Here is a 15096-nt window from a genome sequence, read left to right on the forward strand (position 1 = left end):
GCGCCCTGAGCCATGGACGAGCCACGCCGTCCCCGCCTTTCCTGCCGCGGCCGGTCCCGGCCCGCCCTCTCTCATGCCTGAACACCGGCATCTCCGCTTCCAGATGATCGACGACTTCCGGATGATCGACGACAAGACGTGGACGGGGTCATCGGCGCCGCCGCAGGAACGTGGAGCGCAGAAGACCCAGAGCGGCGAGGACGAGGGCTGAGAACCCGGCGACCACGGGAGTGGGGAAGCCCTGTTCCCGGACGACGGACGCGGCCACCGCTCCGGCGCCACCGGCAGCCGCCGGAAAGGTCACGGTGGCGCGCGTGCCGTGCTCGACCAGGCCGCTCCTGAGGGTGAGCGCCGCGGTCCACGGGCCGTCCGGCAGCCGTGCGTCCAGCGGGACGACCACCTCCGCGACGTCGCCCGGAGCCAGTGTGGTGCCCGTCCGGGCCTGGAAAGGTCCGGCGCGCAAGCCGCCCGGCCCGCCGGAGAGGGAGAGTGCCCCGACGAGGTCGAGGGCGCGGCCCCCCGTGTTGCGGACACGGGCTCGCACCTCCCCCCGCCCGTCGCGGGCGCGGGCCGCGTGGAGTTCCTCGATCCTGAACTCCGAGGGCGGCTCACCCCCGGGCCCGACGTCGATGTACATGCGGACGCCCACCCGGCCCAGGATCGTCACCGTGTGCGAGTGGTCCTCGGGGATGCCCGTCTGCGCCCAGATGACGCCGTACCGCTCCCCGGCGGCGGCGTCCCTGGGCACCCGGATGGTGGCGCGGACCCGTGCCGACCCGGAGGCCGCCAGTTCGAGGTCGGTGGTGTCGAGTGACGTCCAGCCGGTCAGTTCGTTGGGGGTGCGTCCCGGTGCGAAGGCGAACGCGCCCTTCGCGATGGCGGCCGCCGCGGCGTAGACGTTCACGTGCATCGGCGTGGACGACTCGTTGGTGACCTCCACCCGCCGTTCGATGACCGAGCCGGGGGCGACGTGGTCGACGATGTAGGCCCGCGCCCTGGGATCGGCGCGGCGGCTTTCCGGAGCGTCGAGCAGTTTGATGCCGATGGTCCTGCCCGTGGCCGGGGCGTGGGAGGAGGACGCCCGGGACGCACCGTGCGCCCCATGCGCCGCCGCCGGCCTCACCCAGGCCGCCTGTACGCAGGCCAGCACCAGCAGGAGGACCCAGTACCGGCGCGGCCCCTTCATCCCGTCAGGCAACGGACTGGGTCAGCGTGCCGGTGTAGTTCCCGCCGACGGCGCTGGGGGGCACGTTGACGGCGATGGTCGGGTTCCAGGACGCGGTGTTGTCTCCGACACCGGCGGTCCCCGTGACCACCACCTGCGGGGAGTTGCTCAGCGTCACGTTCGTCGGGGTGACGGTGATGGTGCCGGTCGTCGTCACCGAACCGGGCGCGTACGTGGCGTCGGTGGCGGGCACCGTCGCCGAGCCGTTGGTGAAGTCCGTCTCCGCCGCGGTCACCGTCCAGGAGGCCGAGACGAGGGCCCGGTCGTCGGTGACGGTCACGGGACCGAGCAGCGCGCTGATCTGGGTGCCGGGAGCTCCCGAACCGAGGTTGGCGCTGGCCGGTACCGACAGTGTCAACGCGCCGGACGTGACGGTGTAGGTGATCGTGGTGCTGGGGTCGTCCGCCGCGGCGGCGAGGCCCGGCTGGACGAGGACCAGAGCGGCGGCCGCGGCCGCGACAGACAGGGTTGGTACGCGCACGACAACTCCCGAAGTGGCCGCGGCCGGCGGAAATCCCGGCTGACAGCGGACGTGCTGGCTGACGTGACGCAGAAAATCGGGCACGGCCTGTTCGCACAAGACGACGCGCGCCGCGCTGGACCGCACGAAGGAGGACATTTCATCCGGTGCGAGGTGCCTGCGGCGTTCCGTGCGGCTGACGGAGCCGTGCCGTGCGGACGGCAGTGGACCGCAGCCCGGCGCGTGGGCACAACGAGCGCTTCCCCGCGCCCCGTTCGCGGTCGTTATCGTCAACACGACCCCGCGCCAGTACTACTGTCATACCTTCGCTGTGCGGGTTCGCTCCATGGCCGAGAGGCCGACGAACGCGAGCAGTTGTGCGCCTCCGACGGCGCCTCGATCACTGAACAAGAAATCGGCGTAGCCGCGTTGACCGCACCTCTTCGGCACCCGGCCGGGGGCAGGGGCCGGGGAATGTGACCTTCCTCGCGCGCAGGGGCGTCCCGGCGCGGTCGCCGTTGTGCGGCGCCGGCGGCGGTGGCAGCGGCACCTCTGCCCGTTCACGGAGGTCAGGGAGCCGGGGCGGGCGTGCGCGACAGAAAATCGGTCCGCACGGAGAGTAATAACTGCACTCGCGAAACGAGATATAGGGGCGGGGCCCGGAAAGTATTCCCCGGCCATCGGAGGGATCGGAATTTCGGACCACGCAGGGCCGATCGCACCGTGCTACTGTCGATCCCAGTTGCAGTCGTGGTTGCCAGCAGGTTCATTTCCGACGGGGTAATCATCACGGCGACACAGGATCCGCGCAGTGCGGGTTTCTGACACCGCCTCCGAAGGAGAAACAAAATGGCTACTGGCACCGTGAAGTGGTTCAACGCGGAAAAGGGCTTCGGCTTCATCGAGCAGGACGGCGGCGGCGCCGACGTCTTCGCCCACTACTCCAACATCGCCACCAGCGGCTTCCGTGAGCTGCTGGAAGGCCAGAAGGTGTCGTTCGACATCGCGCAGGGGCAGAAGGGCCCGACGGCCGAGAACATCGTTCCCGCCTGATGCACCGGCACTGACGCACATCTGACGGCTGGGGCCCGCACCTTGGGGTGCGGGCCCCAGCCTGCTTCATTCCCAGCTTCATTCCAGGGTGATTGTTCCCTGTCATTCCCGGCCCGTTCTCGCGATTCTCTGCGCCGCTCGTCATGCTGCGGAAATTCCTTGATACGCGCCCGCATCGAGGAAGGTTCCGCATGAACCGCACACGTACCACCCGCACACGCGCCAATCGCCCGTCCGACCGCCTCGGAGGAAGTACCGCCGCCGGCCGCTCCGGCGTTGCGCGCCGCTCCGGCGGTTACGGAAAGCGACAGCGGGCGGGGGGAGAGTTCGCCCTGCCGAAGACGCTCACGCCCGCGCTGCCCGCCGTCGAGTCGTTCACCGATCTCGCCCTGCCGGCACCGTTGCTGGCCGCGCTCGGCCACGAAGGCATGAGCGTGCCGTTCCCGATCCAGGCGGCGACCCTGCCGAACTCCCTGGCCGGCCGTGACGTACTCGGCCGCGGCCGCACCGGGTCGGGCAAGACCCTCGCCTTCGGCCTCGCGGTGGTGGCTCGTACGGCGGGCCGACGCGCCGAGCCGCGCCGGCCACTGGCCCTCGTCCTCGTCCCCACGCGTGAGCTGGCCCAGCAGGTCACCGACGCGCTCGCGCCCTACGCCCGCGCCATGAGCCTGCGGCTCGCCACCGTCGTCGGCGGGATGTCCCTCGCCCGGCAGGCCGGTGCGCTGCGCGCCGGCGCGGAGGTGGTCGTCGCCACACCCGGCCGGCTCAAGGACCTCATCGACCGGGGCGACTGCCGGCTCACCGACGTCGGCGTCACGGTTCTCGACGAGGCGGACCAGATGACCGACATGGGCTTCATGCCTCAGGTCACCGCCCTGCTCGACCAGGTCCGTGCCGGGGGCCAGCGGATGTTGTTCTCGGCCACCCTGGACCGCAACGTCGACCTGCTGGTCCGCCGCTATCTGACCGACCCGGTGGTGCACTCCGTCGACCCGTCGGCCGGTGCCGTCGACACGATGGAGCACCACGTGCTGCACGTGCACGACGCGGACAAGCACCGCACGACCACGGAGATCGCGGCCCGGGACGGGCGGGTGATCATGTTCCTGGACACCAAGCACGCCGTGGACCGGCTCACCGCGCACCTGCTGAAGAGCGGTGTCCGCGCCGCGGCCCTGCACGGCGGCCGGTCCCAGCCGCAGCGCACCCGCACCCTGGCGCAGTTCAAGGCCGGCCACGTCACCGTCCTGGTGGCCACCAACGTCGCGGCCCGCGGCATCCACGTCGACAGCCTCGACCTGGTCGTCAACGTGGATCCGCCCAGCGACCACAAGGACTACCTGCACCGCGGCGGCCGTACGGCCCGCGCCGGGGAGTCCGGCAGCGTCGTCACCCTCGTGACGCCCGACCAGCGCCGCGGCATGACCCGGCTGATGGCTTCGGCCGGCATCACCCCGCGCGTCACCCCGGTCCACTCGGGCGAGGCGGAACTGAGCCGCATCACCGGTGCCCAGGCGCCCTCCGGCGTGCCGGTGGTCATCACCGCGCCCGTCGCCGAACGCCCCCGGCGCGCCTCTTCGCCGTCCCGCGGCCACCGGGGCCGCACCGGCCGGGGCCGCACCGTCGGCGCGGGGGTGCGGCGTGGAGCACAGCGGCGGCCCGGTGACGACTCGGCCGCCTAGGACCTCTCGTCCGGACCGGGACCGCACAGGCCATCAGGCCGACCAACCTCGACGAAGGAGCCACCCTTGACGCCGGCACGGACGCAGTACCGCACGCCCGACCCCGCCCCCGCCCGCGTGGCCGACGACGCCGAAGGGCACGGGCCCCGGGTGTGCGACGACATGACCGTCGAGGTGGCTCTGGCCGTCATGGCGGGCGCCGGGGTCGAGTACCTGACCGTGTGCGACGGGGACGACGAGAGCACGGGCTCGATCACCCGGGTCCGGCTCGCCGTGCTCCGCGCCAGTGCCGCGTACTCCGACCGGATCCGTCTGCGGGACGTTCTCGCCGGGTCACTGCCCTCGCCCGGCGGATTCCCCGGCGGCGCGCGGCGCCTCGGTGAAGGGCGCCGGGCCCCGATCGGTCACGGCTGAGTCCGCGACCGGCGGCCACCGCCGCCGCCCCGGCGCGCCGACGCGGGCCGGGAGGACAAGAGGACAGGCGGGAGACCGCCGCGGGAACCCGGTGGGGGCCCTGCCGACGCGCGTCGGCAGGGCCCCCATCGCCATGTCACCGCCCGTTCGGAAACCGCGGCCGGGACAGGGGCGCGGACGGCGTCTCACCGGTCGAAGTGGACCAGATCCCCCACGCTCCAGGCGCTGACGTCCTTGATCGCGACGCGGTACATGCCTCCCGTCTCCGGGATTCCGATGCTGCCCTGCACGATCCGGGCGAGATGAAAGTGCAGATGCGTGGGGGCCTCGCCGCGAGCGGGCCGGTCCTCCGGCGGACCTCCGGCGAAGACGTCCGCGAACGGGCCGAGACGGTCCGAGTCCTTCAGGACCTCCGCCACCCGCTCCCGCCACACGGCCTCGGGAGCCAGTCGGCCGGTGATGACGGTGCCGCCGAGAACCACCGTCAGGACCATCTGATTGCTTCGCTCGGACTCCACCGCGGCGGAGAGGGCGACAAGCAGCTCATCAGGGTTCGACATGACAGCAGAGCTTATGCGGCCCGCCGCGCCCCGCCCTCCGGCGGGAGCCGATGCGGCCGCGCTCCGGCAGGCGGTTCCCGGCGGCCGGTGCGGGCCCGCCCCGTCCAGGCCGGCGTTCTTTCTCCAGCGGAAGAGTGAAATCTACTCTTGTGGGAGTAGCTTTTCATTCCCATCGTGGGTACGCTTCTTCTCGTAGACACGGTCGAAGAGACCCGCCAGACACGAACTGGCGGCAGCCTGAACACGAAGTACGCAGGTCAGCGCGGCTCGTCCGACGAGGAGCCGCCACCAGCGGCACCGGCTCATTTCGGTGGCTGGTTCGGTTCAGAGAGGAATGGAGGAGCAGACGCCATCAGGATCGCCCGGTCCGAGAGGCACTCGGCCCGGGTACCGCAAGACCCCGGAATGGATGGTGGTCCCCGGTCACGCAGCTGCGATCCCCCGCTCCGCCCTGCCGGGCCGGGTAGCGGAAACAGAAGGTCGGCACAGCAGTAGGCGCCGACAGATGGTGTTGAATTTCCTTCGGGGCCCTGGTGCCGTTCGGCGCCAGGGCCCCTCGACGCGTTGCACAGCGAGGTGACATGACATCGGACAACTCTCTGAATGATCGTCTGGACGACGACGACTACCCCGCGTACACCATGGGCCGGGCAGCCGAGATGCTCGGGACCACCCCGGCCTTCCTCCGAGCCATCGGTGAGGCCCGCCTGATCACTCCGCTCCGCTCGGAGGGAGGACATCGCCGGTACTCCCGCTACCAACTGCGGATCGCCGCGCGCGCCCGCGAGCTCGTCGACAAGGGGACCCCGATCGAGGCCGCGTGCCGCATCGTCATCCTCGAGGACCAGCTCGAGGAGGCGCAGCGCATCAACGCCGAGTACCGCCGTGCCGCCGGCCAGTCGGCGGGCGGCTCCGGCTGAACCCTCGCGCGGCAGGCCGCCGGGTGGCCACGCGCCGGGCGTCACAGCCGTGCGCGGCCAGGGCCGCCCGGACCGTACGATCGCCGACGCCCGTACGGTCCGCCGCGTCCACCGTGCTCCCCGGCCTGCCCGATCTCGGCGCGCGGGCCGGCTCCGCCCAGGACCTCGCGGTCCGGGACGAGAGACACGTCTCACGCGACCGACCCGGGGTGCGGCATCGGTTTCGCCGATCACGTGTGGAAACCTGTCACGAGCAGTGCATATTTTCTGACCCAGTGACGTAAGGCCGATCATCTCGCCGTAGCCGGACGGCAGCCACCGCCAGTACGCGCGCGGGCCGCCACACATCGCCGCCCACACCGGGCGCCGACCGAGCAGGGCAGCCGGTCGAGGCCACGCGCCACATCGTCATTCTCAAGATCCAAACGGACGCCACGCTCCCGCCGGACCAGGCAATGCGCCGGGCACCGGACGAGGGCACCGCGATTATCTGGTCTCGCCGATACAGAATTACGGTCCGTGACGGGGGATACTTTCGCGACACCCGGAAAAACGTCCGGGCGCCGCGGACCGACCTGTGTTAGCGTGATAGCAGTTGCAGTTTTGGTTGCCAGAGATTTTTCTTTGCAAAACTTTCCGGATCTTTCCGGAGGGGTGATCATCGCGGCGACTCGGCTCCGTAAAGTGCGGAGTCCGGCACTGCCCCTCAAGGGAGATTCAATATGGCATCTGGCACCGTGAAGTGGTTCAACGCGGAAAAGGGCTTCGGCTTCATCGAGCAGGACGGCGGCGGCGCCGACGTGTTCGCCCACTACTCGAACATCGCCACCAGCGGCTTCCGTGAGCTTCAGGAAGGCCAGAAGGTTACCTTCGACGTCACGCAGGGCCAGAAGGGCCCGCAGGCCGAGAACATCGTTCCCGCCTGACCTGACGCCAGTCTTAGCGAGCCGCTGGTTCGCGCATCATGCGGCTGGGGCCCGCGCCCTCGGGGTGCGGGCCCCAGCCCATTGCTGTGCCCGTTTCCCGAACGGGCCGGCCTTTCAATACTTTTCTTCGGCACATTCTTGCGAATCTCGCGCGGTCGCCTCCGCTGACGGAATTCCTCGATACGCCGCATCGAGGAGGGTTCCTCCCATGAACCGCACCCGTCATACCGGCGGCAGGCCCACACGTTCGGCGGGCGCCGACCGCGGTGGCCGCTTCCGCTCCCGCAAGCCGGGCCGCCAAGGCGCGTCCCCCGCCCCGCGCCGGCAGGAATTCGCCCTGCCGGTCACCCTCACCGAGCCGCTCCCGGCGGTCGAGACGTTCGCCGAACTGGAGATGCCCGCCCGGCTCACCGCGGCCCTCGTCCAGCAAGGACTGACCACGCCCTTCCCGATCCAGGCGGCCACCCTGCCGAACGCGCTGGCGGGCCGGGACGTCCTGGGCCGGGGCCGTACCGGCTCGGGCAAGACGCTCGCCTTCGGCCTGCCCGTGCTCGCCCGGCTCGACGGGCAGCGGGCCCAGCCCCGCCGGCCGCTGGCCCTGGTCCTCGTCCCCACCCGGGAACTGGCCCAGCAGGTCACCGACGCGCTCACCCCCTACGCCCGCGCCCTGCGCCTGCGGCTCGCCACCGTGGTGGGCGGCGTGTCCATCGGCCGGCAGGCGGGCGTGCTGCGCGGCGGCGCGGAGGTCGTCGTCGCGACACCCGGCCGGCTCAAGGACCTCATCGAACGCGACGCCTGCCGGCTGGACGAGGTCGCCGTCACCGTCCTGGACGAAGCCGACCAGATGGCCGACATGGGCTTCATGCCGCAGGTCACCCAGCTGCTCGACCAAGTACCCGCGAACGGGCAGCGGTTGCTGTTCTCGGCCACCCTGGACCGCAACATCGACCAGCTGGTCCGCCGCTACCTCGACGACCCGGTCGTGCACTCGGTCGACCCGTCCGCCGGCGCGGTCACCACGATGGAGCACCACCTGCTGCACGTACGGGACGCCGACAAGCACACCGCCGCCACCGAGATCGCCGCCCGCGACGGGCGGGTGATCATGTTCCTGGACACCAAGCACGCGGTGGACGGGCTGGTCAAGCACCTGCTGTCCGTCGGAGTGCGGGCCGGGGCCCTGCACGGCGGAAAGTCCCAGCCGCAACGCAACCGGACCCTCGCGCAGTTCAAGGACGGGCAGGTCACGGCGCTGGTGGCCACCAATGTCGCCGCGCGTGGCATCCATGTGGAGGGGCTCGACCTCGTGGTGAACGTCGATCCGCCGGGCGACCACAAGGACTATCTGCACCGGGGCGGCCGGACCGCGCGGGCCGGTGAGTCCGGCACCGTCGTCACCCTGGTGCTGCCGCACCAGCGGCGCGCCATGGACCGGCTGATGGCCGACGCCGACATCGCTCCCCGGACCGCCGTGGTGCGCCCCGGCGACGCCGAGTTGCAGCGCATCACCGGCGCCCGGACCCCGTCCGGGGTGCCCGTCGTCATCGCCGTACCGGTCGCCGAGGGCGCCGAACGCGGTGGCCGCGGGGGGTCCGGCGGGCGCAGGCGGCGCGGCGCCGGCGCCGCCCGCGGCGGAAGCGGACGGCCCGGCGCGCGGACCCGTCGTTCCGCCCCGCGCAGCAACTGACACCCATGGCCCTCCCCCGGCGCCGTCCGCACCCGGCCGGTGCCGCCACGCCGTGCCCCGTCAGCCGATGGTGACCACCCGCGCCCACGGCGGCGGACCGGCCGGGATGTAGTCGGGGTCTTCCTCGTGCACGGCGCGGGCCGGGCGCGGGAAGAGGCCGACGACCGTGCGGCAGGGCGGCTGGGCGGAGGGCCACGGGGTCTGGCCGTCGGTCAGGGCGACGATCACGTCCGGGCGGGGACGGGAGCACAGGGCCTGGGCGAAGCCGGAGCGCAGGTCCGTTCCGCCACCGCCGATCAGCGTCATGCTCTCGGCGCGGCACAGGGGTACGGCGAGGCCGGCCGCCGCGTCGCAGGAGACCACCGAGACCAGGTCCCGACGCCCGCCGACCGCCCGCGAGATCGCCGCCACCTCCAGCAGCGCGCCGCCCAGTTCGGCGTCGCTGACCGAGCCGGAGGTGTCGATCACCACGCAGACCCGGGGCGGTGTGCGGCGCAGGCTCGGCAGCAGCACCCCGGGGACACCGGCCGAGCGCCGGGACGGGCGCCGGTAGCTGTGGTTCTCGCCCACCCCCGGCGCGCCCGCCGCCGAGCGGACCGCGGCGCCGAGCAACTGCCGCCACGGCTGCGGCGGATGGAACGCCTCGTCCGCCCACCGGCGCCAGCCCTCCGGCGCGTCGCCCGGCCGGCCCCTGATGCCCTCCGCGACCCGGAAGCGGACCGCGTCCCGCTGCTGCCTGGTCAGCCCGTGGGCTCCCTCGGGACCCAGTTCCCAGGGCCGGTGCTGCCCGTCGGCGCCGCTGCCGCAGTCCAGCCAGGCCAGCTCCGTGGTGAGCCCGGTCAGCGACGCCGTCCGCAGGTACTCCTCCATCAGCAGCCCCGGGGGCAGCCGCAGCAGCGACGGCAGCACGGCACCGGCGGGCCGGGGCAGCCCGTCGCCGTAGATGTCGTCGTTGATCTCGAAGTCGGCCGCGATGTTGCGGCGCAGCCTGCCGCGGTCCTCGGCCGCGCGGTCCGCGGCGCCCGGCCCCTGCTCCTCGTGTGCGCGGGCGTGGCGCTCGCCGCGTCCGTGGTGGTCCCGCAGCAGGTGGGAGACCTCGTGCACCCACACGCCCGCCAGTTCCTCGACCGGGGTGCGCGCCACGAACGCCGGCGACACGTAGCAGCGCCAGTACCGGTCCACCGCCATCGTCGGCACCGACCGGTCCTCCACCACGTGCAGCGCGAACAACGCGTCGGCCAGGTAGGGGCGGACCTTCACCGCGTGGAGCCGGGCGGCCAGCAGCTTCTCCATGTCCAGCGGCGACCCGGTCGAGCCGGCCGGCGAACCCGGCACGGCGGCCCGCACCGGGCGGGGCGGAGCGGGCCGGGACATCGGGCGCGGCAGCGGGCGCTTGACGGGTCCGGGCAGGGGGCGGGGTGACGCTTGCGGGGCGGGACCGGGCGCGGGGCGGGGTGACACCTGTGCGGCGGGGCCGGGCACCGGGTGCGGCGACGCCTGCCCGGTGGGTTCGGGCGCGGGGCACGGCACCGCCTGCCCGACGAGTCCGGGCGCGGGGCACGGCGGGGGCTTGGCGGGACCGGACACCAGGCGAGGCGACGCCTGGCCGGCGGGGCCGGACACCGGGGGCGGCGACGCCTGCCTACCGGGTCCGGGCACGGGTTCCGGCGGCACCTGCCCGGCGGAGGCGGGCATCGGGCCCGGCGGCACCTGCCCGACGAGTCCGGGTACGGAGCGCGGCGGCGGGGGCCCGGCAGGTCCGGACACCAGGCGCGACGACCCCTGGCCGGCGGCCCCGAACACCGGGCGCGACAATGCCTGCCTACCGGGTCCGGGCACGGGTTCCGGCGGCACCTGCCCGGCGGAGGCGGGCATCGGGCCCGGCGGCACCTGCCCGACGAGTCCGGGCACGGGGCACGGCGGCGGGGGCCCGGCAGGTCCGGGCACCAGGCGCGACGACACCAGGCCACCGGGTCCAGGCACCAGGCCCGGCGACGCCTGACCGGCAGGCCCGGACGCCGGGGGCGGCAGCGGCCGATCAGAGGCGCCGGGCGCCGGGCGCCGGGGATTCGCGGGGCCGTTCATCGGGCCGCTCCCGTCGGGTGACCGGTGGTGGCCGGGGGCTTGGAGCGGGCCACCGAGCGGTCCGCCCGTCGGGCGAGGTCGATCACTCCGGCCAGCCGTGTCACGGCCTCCGGTACCTCCCAGTCGTCGCGTCGAAGCGCGGCCAGTGCCGTCGCCGGGGCGACCACCAGGTCCGGGGCGCCGGTCTCCAGGGCGCGGACCAGCACCGCCCAGCCCGCCTCCCACCGCTCCCGCCGGGGCCGCGCGCCGACGGCGGCGACCACCGCCTCCAGCGCCGCCTGCCGCAGATCGCCCCGCACCGGCAGCTCGGCGGTGGGCGGGTCGGCCAGCAACGACTCCGGGTCCGGCAGGTCCATCCGGTCCATGTGAGCGAGGAGTTCGAGCCCCGGCCCGTCCCCCACCGCGCCCCGCACCAGCAGTGCCAGCACGTCCCGGGAGACGCCGGCGGCCGTGCCGAAGGCCAGCAGCGTCAGCGCGGCCTCCCAGCTGCGGGGCGAGGGCCAGGCGCCGCCGCGCCGGGTCTCGGTGCTCGGCAGCCGGTGGATCAGCGTCGGCCTGGCCTCCAGGAACCCGCACACCACTCGCCGGGCGAACGCCACCGCCTCCGCCAGCCGCTCCGGCACCAGCCGGGGCAGCTCCGCCCGGGGCCAGACCCCGCCGAGTCCGCGCACCACCACCTCCCGGTCGTGCACCCAGTGCAGATGCACGAACCGGTTGGCCAGCGGCGGGCTCAGCTCCCACCCGTCCGCGGCCGACGCGCGCGGGTTGGCGGCGGCGACGATCCGTACGCCCGGCGGCAGTTGGAGCGCGCCGACCCGCCGTTCCAGGACGACCCGCAGCAGCGCGGCCTGGACGGCGGGGGTGGCGGTGGAGAGTTCGTCGAGGAAGAGCAGGCCCCGCCCGGCGCGTACCAGTTCCACGGCCCACTGCGGCGGCGCCATCGGCACCCCCCGCACCGCCGGGTCCTCGCCCGGGATGGGCAGCCCGGAGAAGTCGGACGGCTCGTGGACGCTCGCGATCACGGTGGTCAACGGCAGGTCGAGGGAGGCGGCGAGCTGGGTGAGGGCCGCGGTCTTGCCGATGCCCGGCTCGCCCCACAGCAGCACGGGCAGGTCGGCGGCGACGGCAAGCGTGAGCGCTTCGAGCTGCTCGTCGGGGCGCGGCTCGGTGGTGGTCGTCCGCAAGAGCGCCAACAGATCGTCGGCGACCGCGAGTTGGGCGTCGGTGGCGGGCGGGGCGGGCAGGAGGGCGCTGGGGGTCATGGGCATCACCTGGGGTGGGAGGAGGGGACGGGTGAGGGCCGTCCCGGATGTCTGGGGCGCGCGGCGCGGGACACGGGTGCCGGCGGGGACGCCGGTCGGCGGGCGCGGCAAGGGGCCGGGGTCCGGCGGGGCGCCGGTCGGGGTCAGGGCTGGCCGGTGCGGGGGCGGGACCGGCTGATCCGCTTGCTGAGGAGCACGGGAGGCGTACGGCGGCTGCGGCGGTCGAGCCGGGGGCGGTGGCCCTGGTACGGGCCCGCGGCACCCCCGTCCCCGGCCGTACGGGCCCCGGGGTGCTCGGCGACCAGCCCCGAGCGGAAGAGGCCGTGGTCGACACGGCGGGCGGCCGCCGACTCCAGTTCCGCGCGGAGCGGTCCGTCGCGCAGCACCGCGCCGGGGCCGAGCAGGCCCTCGACCACGGCCAGCGCTCCGGTGACGTCGCCGTGGGCGAGCCGCTCCCGGACCGCGGGCAGCGCCTCCGGGTTGCGGTGCACCGCGTCGATGGCCCGCAGGCAGGGCAGTGGCGGGCCGCCGAGCGCCACGAGGAGTTCCTCGCGGCGCAGTTGGTCCGGGTCGTGATCGACGGCCGTGAGCACCCCGTCGCGCAGCGCGAGCCGGTGGACCTCGCCCCGGCACTCCACCCGGTGCGGATCGCCGGGCGCGGACGCGGGACCGGCCGCCGGTGCCGGCCCGGGCAGCGGCAGGGCCGCGGCGACGAGTGGGTGCAGCCGCTCGGGCGCGACCAGCCCGGCTCGCAGCAGCTCCAGGTCCGGCAGGAGCCGGGCCGCCGCCTCGGGCAGCACCGGGAGCGCGGCGGCCTCCTGCGGCGGCGGGGCGGCACGCGGCGGCCGGACCACCGGGACGTGGGCGTCGTCCGGGGCGACGAGTTCGAGTACGAGGCGGTCGCGCGCGGCCAGTCGTACGGTGAAGGCCCCTCGGGGTCGGCCCTCGGCGCGCAGCAGCAGTTCCGCCTCGGCGGCCCAACGTCCCTTCGCCCAGGGCGAGTCGGCGGACGGCACGGTGGGGGTGCCGGACCAGCCGGAGCGCCGTGCCAGTTCGCCGCTGCGGGTGGCGTCCCAGAGGTGCCGGTGCAGGTCGAGGCGGAAACGGCGGTCGGGGTGCGGATGCGGGTGGTGGCGGGCAGCGTCGTCCCCGGGGCCCGTCCACAGGGACAGGGACATGCGCTGTCCGGCGTCCGCCCGGGCCGGTGGTGTCCGCACCACGAGTTGCACGGGGGTGCCCGGGTCGCCGTACCGGGCGAGGGAGAGGGTGAGGCCGGGCCGCAGGCGTCCGTCGGGGGCGATCCGGGGCATGTGCCAGCGGAGCAGGTCGGGTGCCAGCCGACGCAGATCCGCGCGGAGGCGGGTGACGAGGTCGGTGCCGTGGCGGTCGCGCACGGCGCGCAGATCGAGGTCGACGTCGATCCGGGCGGCGGCGCAGGCACCCGCCCAGTCACCGGCCGCGCGGCGGGCGGTCGCGGTCTCGATCATGGACGGTGGCACGGCGTACTCGCGTACGCGCTGCCACATCGACAGGTGGGGCGGAAGGTCGTTCGCGACGTGGTGGGCCATCAGCACTCACCTTGCGCGAACGAGTCCCCCAATCCGAGCGAGGAGAAGTTCTTCATCGCGGGCATGGTAGGCACCGCCGGGCCGTGCTGTCAGTTCATTTGTGCGACCGGGGCGTCGGCGGCGGCCAGGGTGGGGTAGTCGGTGTAGCCGGTCGCACCGCCCGTGTACATCGCGTACTCGTCCCGCACCTGGTTGAGCGGGGCGCCGATGCGCAGTCGTTCGACCAGGTCGGGGTTGGCGAGGAAGGCGCGGCCGAGGGCGATCAGGTCGGCGCCCGCGGCGAGGAGCCGCTCGCCCGCCCGCCGGCCGCCGTCGTGCGGAAGCGGTTCGCCCCGGCCCAGTGCCGGGTTGGCGATCAGCGTGCCCGGCCAGGCCCTGCGCAGTTCGTGGAAGAGGGGCTGGCCGGGGTCGGCGAACACGAGGTGCAGATAGGCGAGTCGGCTGTCCGCGAGGGCCTCGACGAGTGCCGGGTAGATGTCCTCGGTGGCCCCTTCCTCGATGCCGTTGACGGTGTTCCCGGGGGAGATCCGCAGCCCCACGCGCGCGGGGCCGATCGCGGCGGCGACGGCGCGCACCACCTCGACCACGAAGCGGATCCGGCGGGGGACCGGGCCGCCGTACGCGTCGGTGCGGTGGTTGGTGTTCGCCGCCAGGAACTGGTGCAGCAAGTGGCCGTTGGCCGCGTGCACTTCGACGCCCTCGAAGCCCGCCTCGATCGCGTTGCGGGCGGCCGCGGCGAAGTCGGCGACGGTGGTCTCGATGTCGGCGCGCGTCATCTCCCGCGGGGTGACGGCCTCTTGGCGGCCGGTCGGGGTGTGGATCGTCTCCGGGAGCGGGACGGGCGAGGGGGCGATCGGCGTCAGCCCGCTGTTGTCGGGGTGGCCGACCCGGCCGCCGTGCTGGAGTTGCAGGAACATCCGGCCGCCCTCGGCCCGTACCGCGTCGGTGACCCGGCGCCAGCCGGCCACGTGGGCCGCGCCGTGGATGGCGGGGATGCCGGGGTACGTCTGGCCCACGGCGTTCGGTGTGGTGGCCTCGGCGATGATCAGTCCGGCGGACGCGCGCTGCGCGTAGTAGGTGGCCATGAGCGGTCCGGGGACCCCGTCCGCCGCGGCGCGGTTGCGGGTCAGGGGGGCCATCACCAGGCGGTTGGGCAGGTGCAGGGGGCCCAGGCGGGCAGGGTCGAAGAGGCCGGAATCGGCGGGTGCGTTCGTCATGGCCGTACGGTAGAAGTTGACACCGGTGTCAGGTTCA

Annotated in this window: 13 protein-coding genes; 6 read left to right on the plus strand and 7 right to left on the minus strand. The window is 73.8% G+C overall.

Annotated elements, in window-relative coordinates; genetic code table 11:
- Nucleotides 1–148: 148 nt before the first annotated feature.
- Both ACSP97_RS17315 and ACSP97_RS17320 read right to left on the minus strand, forming a co-directional pair.
- Nucleotides 149–1186, minus strand: a complete 1038-nt coding sequence (locus tag ACSP97_RS17315) for a peptidase (protein WP_440558199.1) — start codon at nt 1184–1186, stop codon at nt 149–151.
- 4 nt (nt 1187–1190) lie between these two features.
- Nucleotides 1191–1706 (minus strand): hypothetical protein, encoded by a 516-nt coding sequence (locus ACSP97_RS17320; protein WP_355146270.1) that lies wholly within the window; start codon nt 1704–1706, stop codon nt 1191–1193.
- 828 nt (nt 1707–2534) lie between these two features.
- On the opposite strand from ACSP97_RS17320, the gene ACSP97_RS17325 reads away from it, so the two are divergent.
- From ACSP97_RS17325 to ACSP97_RS17335, 3 genes are all read left to right on the plus strand, one after another.
- Complete coding sequence (locus tag ACSP97_RS17325) at nt 2535–2738, plus strand: cold-shock protein (RefSeq protein ID WP_070024256.1); 204 nt, start codon at nt 2535–2537, stop codon at nt 2736–2738.
- A gap of 191 nt (nt 2739–2929) precedes the next feature.
- Entirely contained in the window at nt 2930–4420 is a 1491-nt protein-coding gene (locus ACSP97_RS17330) for a DEAD/DEAH box helicase (protein ID WP_440558201.1), read from the plus strand.
- A 66-nt stretch (nt 4421–4486) separates the two neighbouring features.
- Complete coding sequence (locus ACSP97_RS17335; RefSeq protein WP_358270167.1) at nt 4487–4834, plus strand: CBS domain-containing protein; 348 nt, start codon at nt 4487–4489, stop codon at nt 4832–4834.
- A 185-nt stretch (nt 4835–5019) separates the two neighbouring features.
- Here ACSP97_RS17335 and ACSP97_RS17340 read toward each other — a convergent pair whose 3' ends face one another.
- Nucleotides 5020–5394 carry a hypothetical protein gene (locus ACSP97_RS17340; RefSeq protein ID WP_355146276.1) on the minus strand — a complete coding sequence of 125 codons (375 nt, stop codon included), beginning with the start codon at nt 5392–5394 and terminating at the stop codon, nt 5020–5022.
- Nucleotides 5395–5975: 581 nt separating this feature from the next.
- Between ACSP97_RS17340 and ACSP97_RS17345 the strand changes: the two genes are divergently transcribed.
- The 3 genes from ACSP97_RS17345 to ACSP97_RS17355 all read left to right on the plus strand — a co-directional run bounded on the left by ACSP97_RS17345 (nt 5976) and on the right by ACSP97_RS17355 (nt 8927).
- On the plus strand, nt 5976–6314 hold the full coding sequence (locus tag ACSP97_RS17345) for a MerR family transcriptional regulator (RefSeq protein WP_355528627.1): 339 nt from the start codon (nt 5976–5978) through the stop codon (nt 6312–6314).
- Between the two features lie 722 nt (nt 6315–7036).
- On the plus strand, nt 7037–7240 hold the full coding sequence (locus ACSP97_RS17350; protein ID WP_007383480.1) for a cold-shock protein: 204 nt from the start codon (nt 7037–7039) through the stop codon (nt 7238–7240).
- Between the two features lie 208 nt (nt 7241–7448).
- A complete protein-coding gene (locus ACSP97_RS17355) occupies nt 7449–8927 on the plus strand; it encodes a DEAD/DEAH box helicase (protein ID WP_355146278.1) in 1479 nt (492 codons plus the stop codon).
- Nucleotides 8928–8987: 60 nt separating this feature from the next.
- On the opposite strand, the gene ACSP97_RS17360 is transcribed toward ACSP97_RS17355, so the two are convergent.
- The 4 genes from ACSP97_RS17360 to ACSP97_RS17375 all read right to left on the minus strand — a co-directional run bounded on the left by ACSP97_RS17360 (nt 8988) and on the right by ACSP97_RS17375 (nt 15059).
- Entirely contained in the window at nt 8988–10220 is a 1233-nt protein-coding gene (locus tag ACSP97_RS17360) for a vWA domain-containing protein (protein WP_440558447.1), read from the minus strand.
- A gap of 788 nt (nt 10221–11008) precedes the next feature.
- Complete coding sequence (locus tag ACSP97_RS17365) at nt 11009–12274, minus strand: AAA family ATPase (protein ID WP_388312566.1); 1266 nt, start codon at nt 12272–12274, stop codon at nt 11009–11011.
- A gap of 143 nt (nt 12275–12417) precedes the next feature.
- Nucleotides 12418–13842 (minus strand): hypothetical protein, encoded by a 1425-nt coding sequence (locus ACSP97_RS17370; protein WP_440558207.1) that lies wholly within the window; start codon nt 13840–13842, stop codon nt 12418–12420.
- A gap of 89 nt (nt 13843–13931) precedes the next feature.
- Complete coding sequence (locus tag ACSP97_RS17375; protein ID WP_440558209.1) at nt 13932–15059, minus strand: alkene reductase; 1128 nt, start codon at nt 15057–15059, stop codon at nt 13932–13934.
- Between the last annotated feature and the right edge of the window lie 37 nt (nt 15060–15096).

It is taken from the genome of Streptomyces sp. SCPE 10, from assembly GCF_051980735.1.
In the GTDB taxonomy this organism is placed as follows: Bacteria; Actinomycetota; Actinomycetes; order Streptomycetales; family Streptomycetaceae; genus Streptomyces; species Streptomyces misionensis.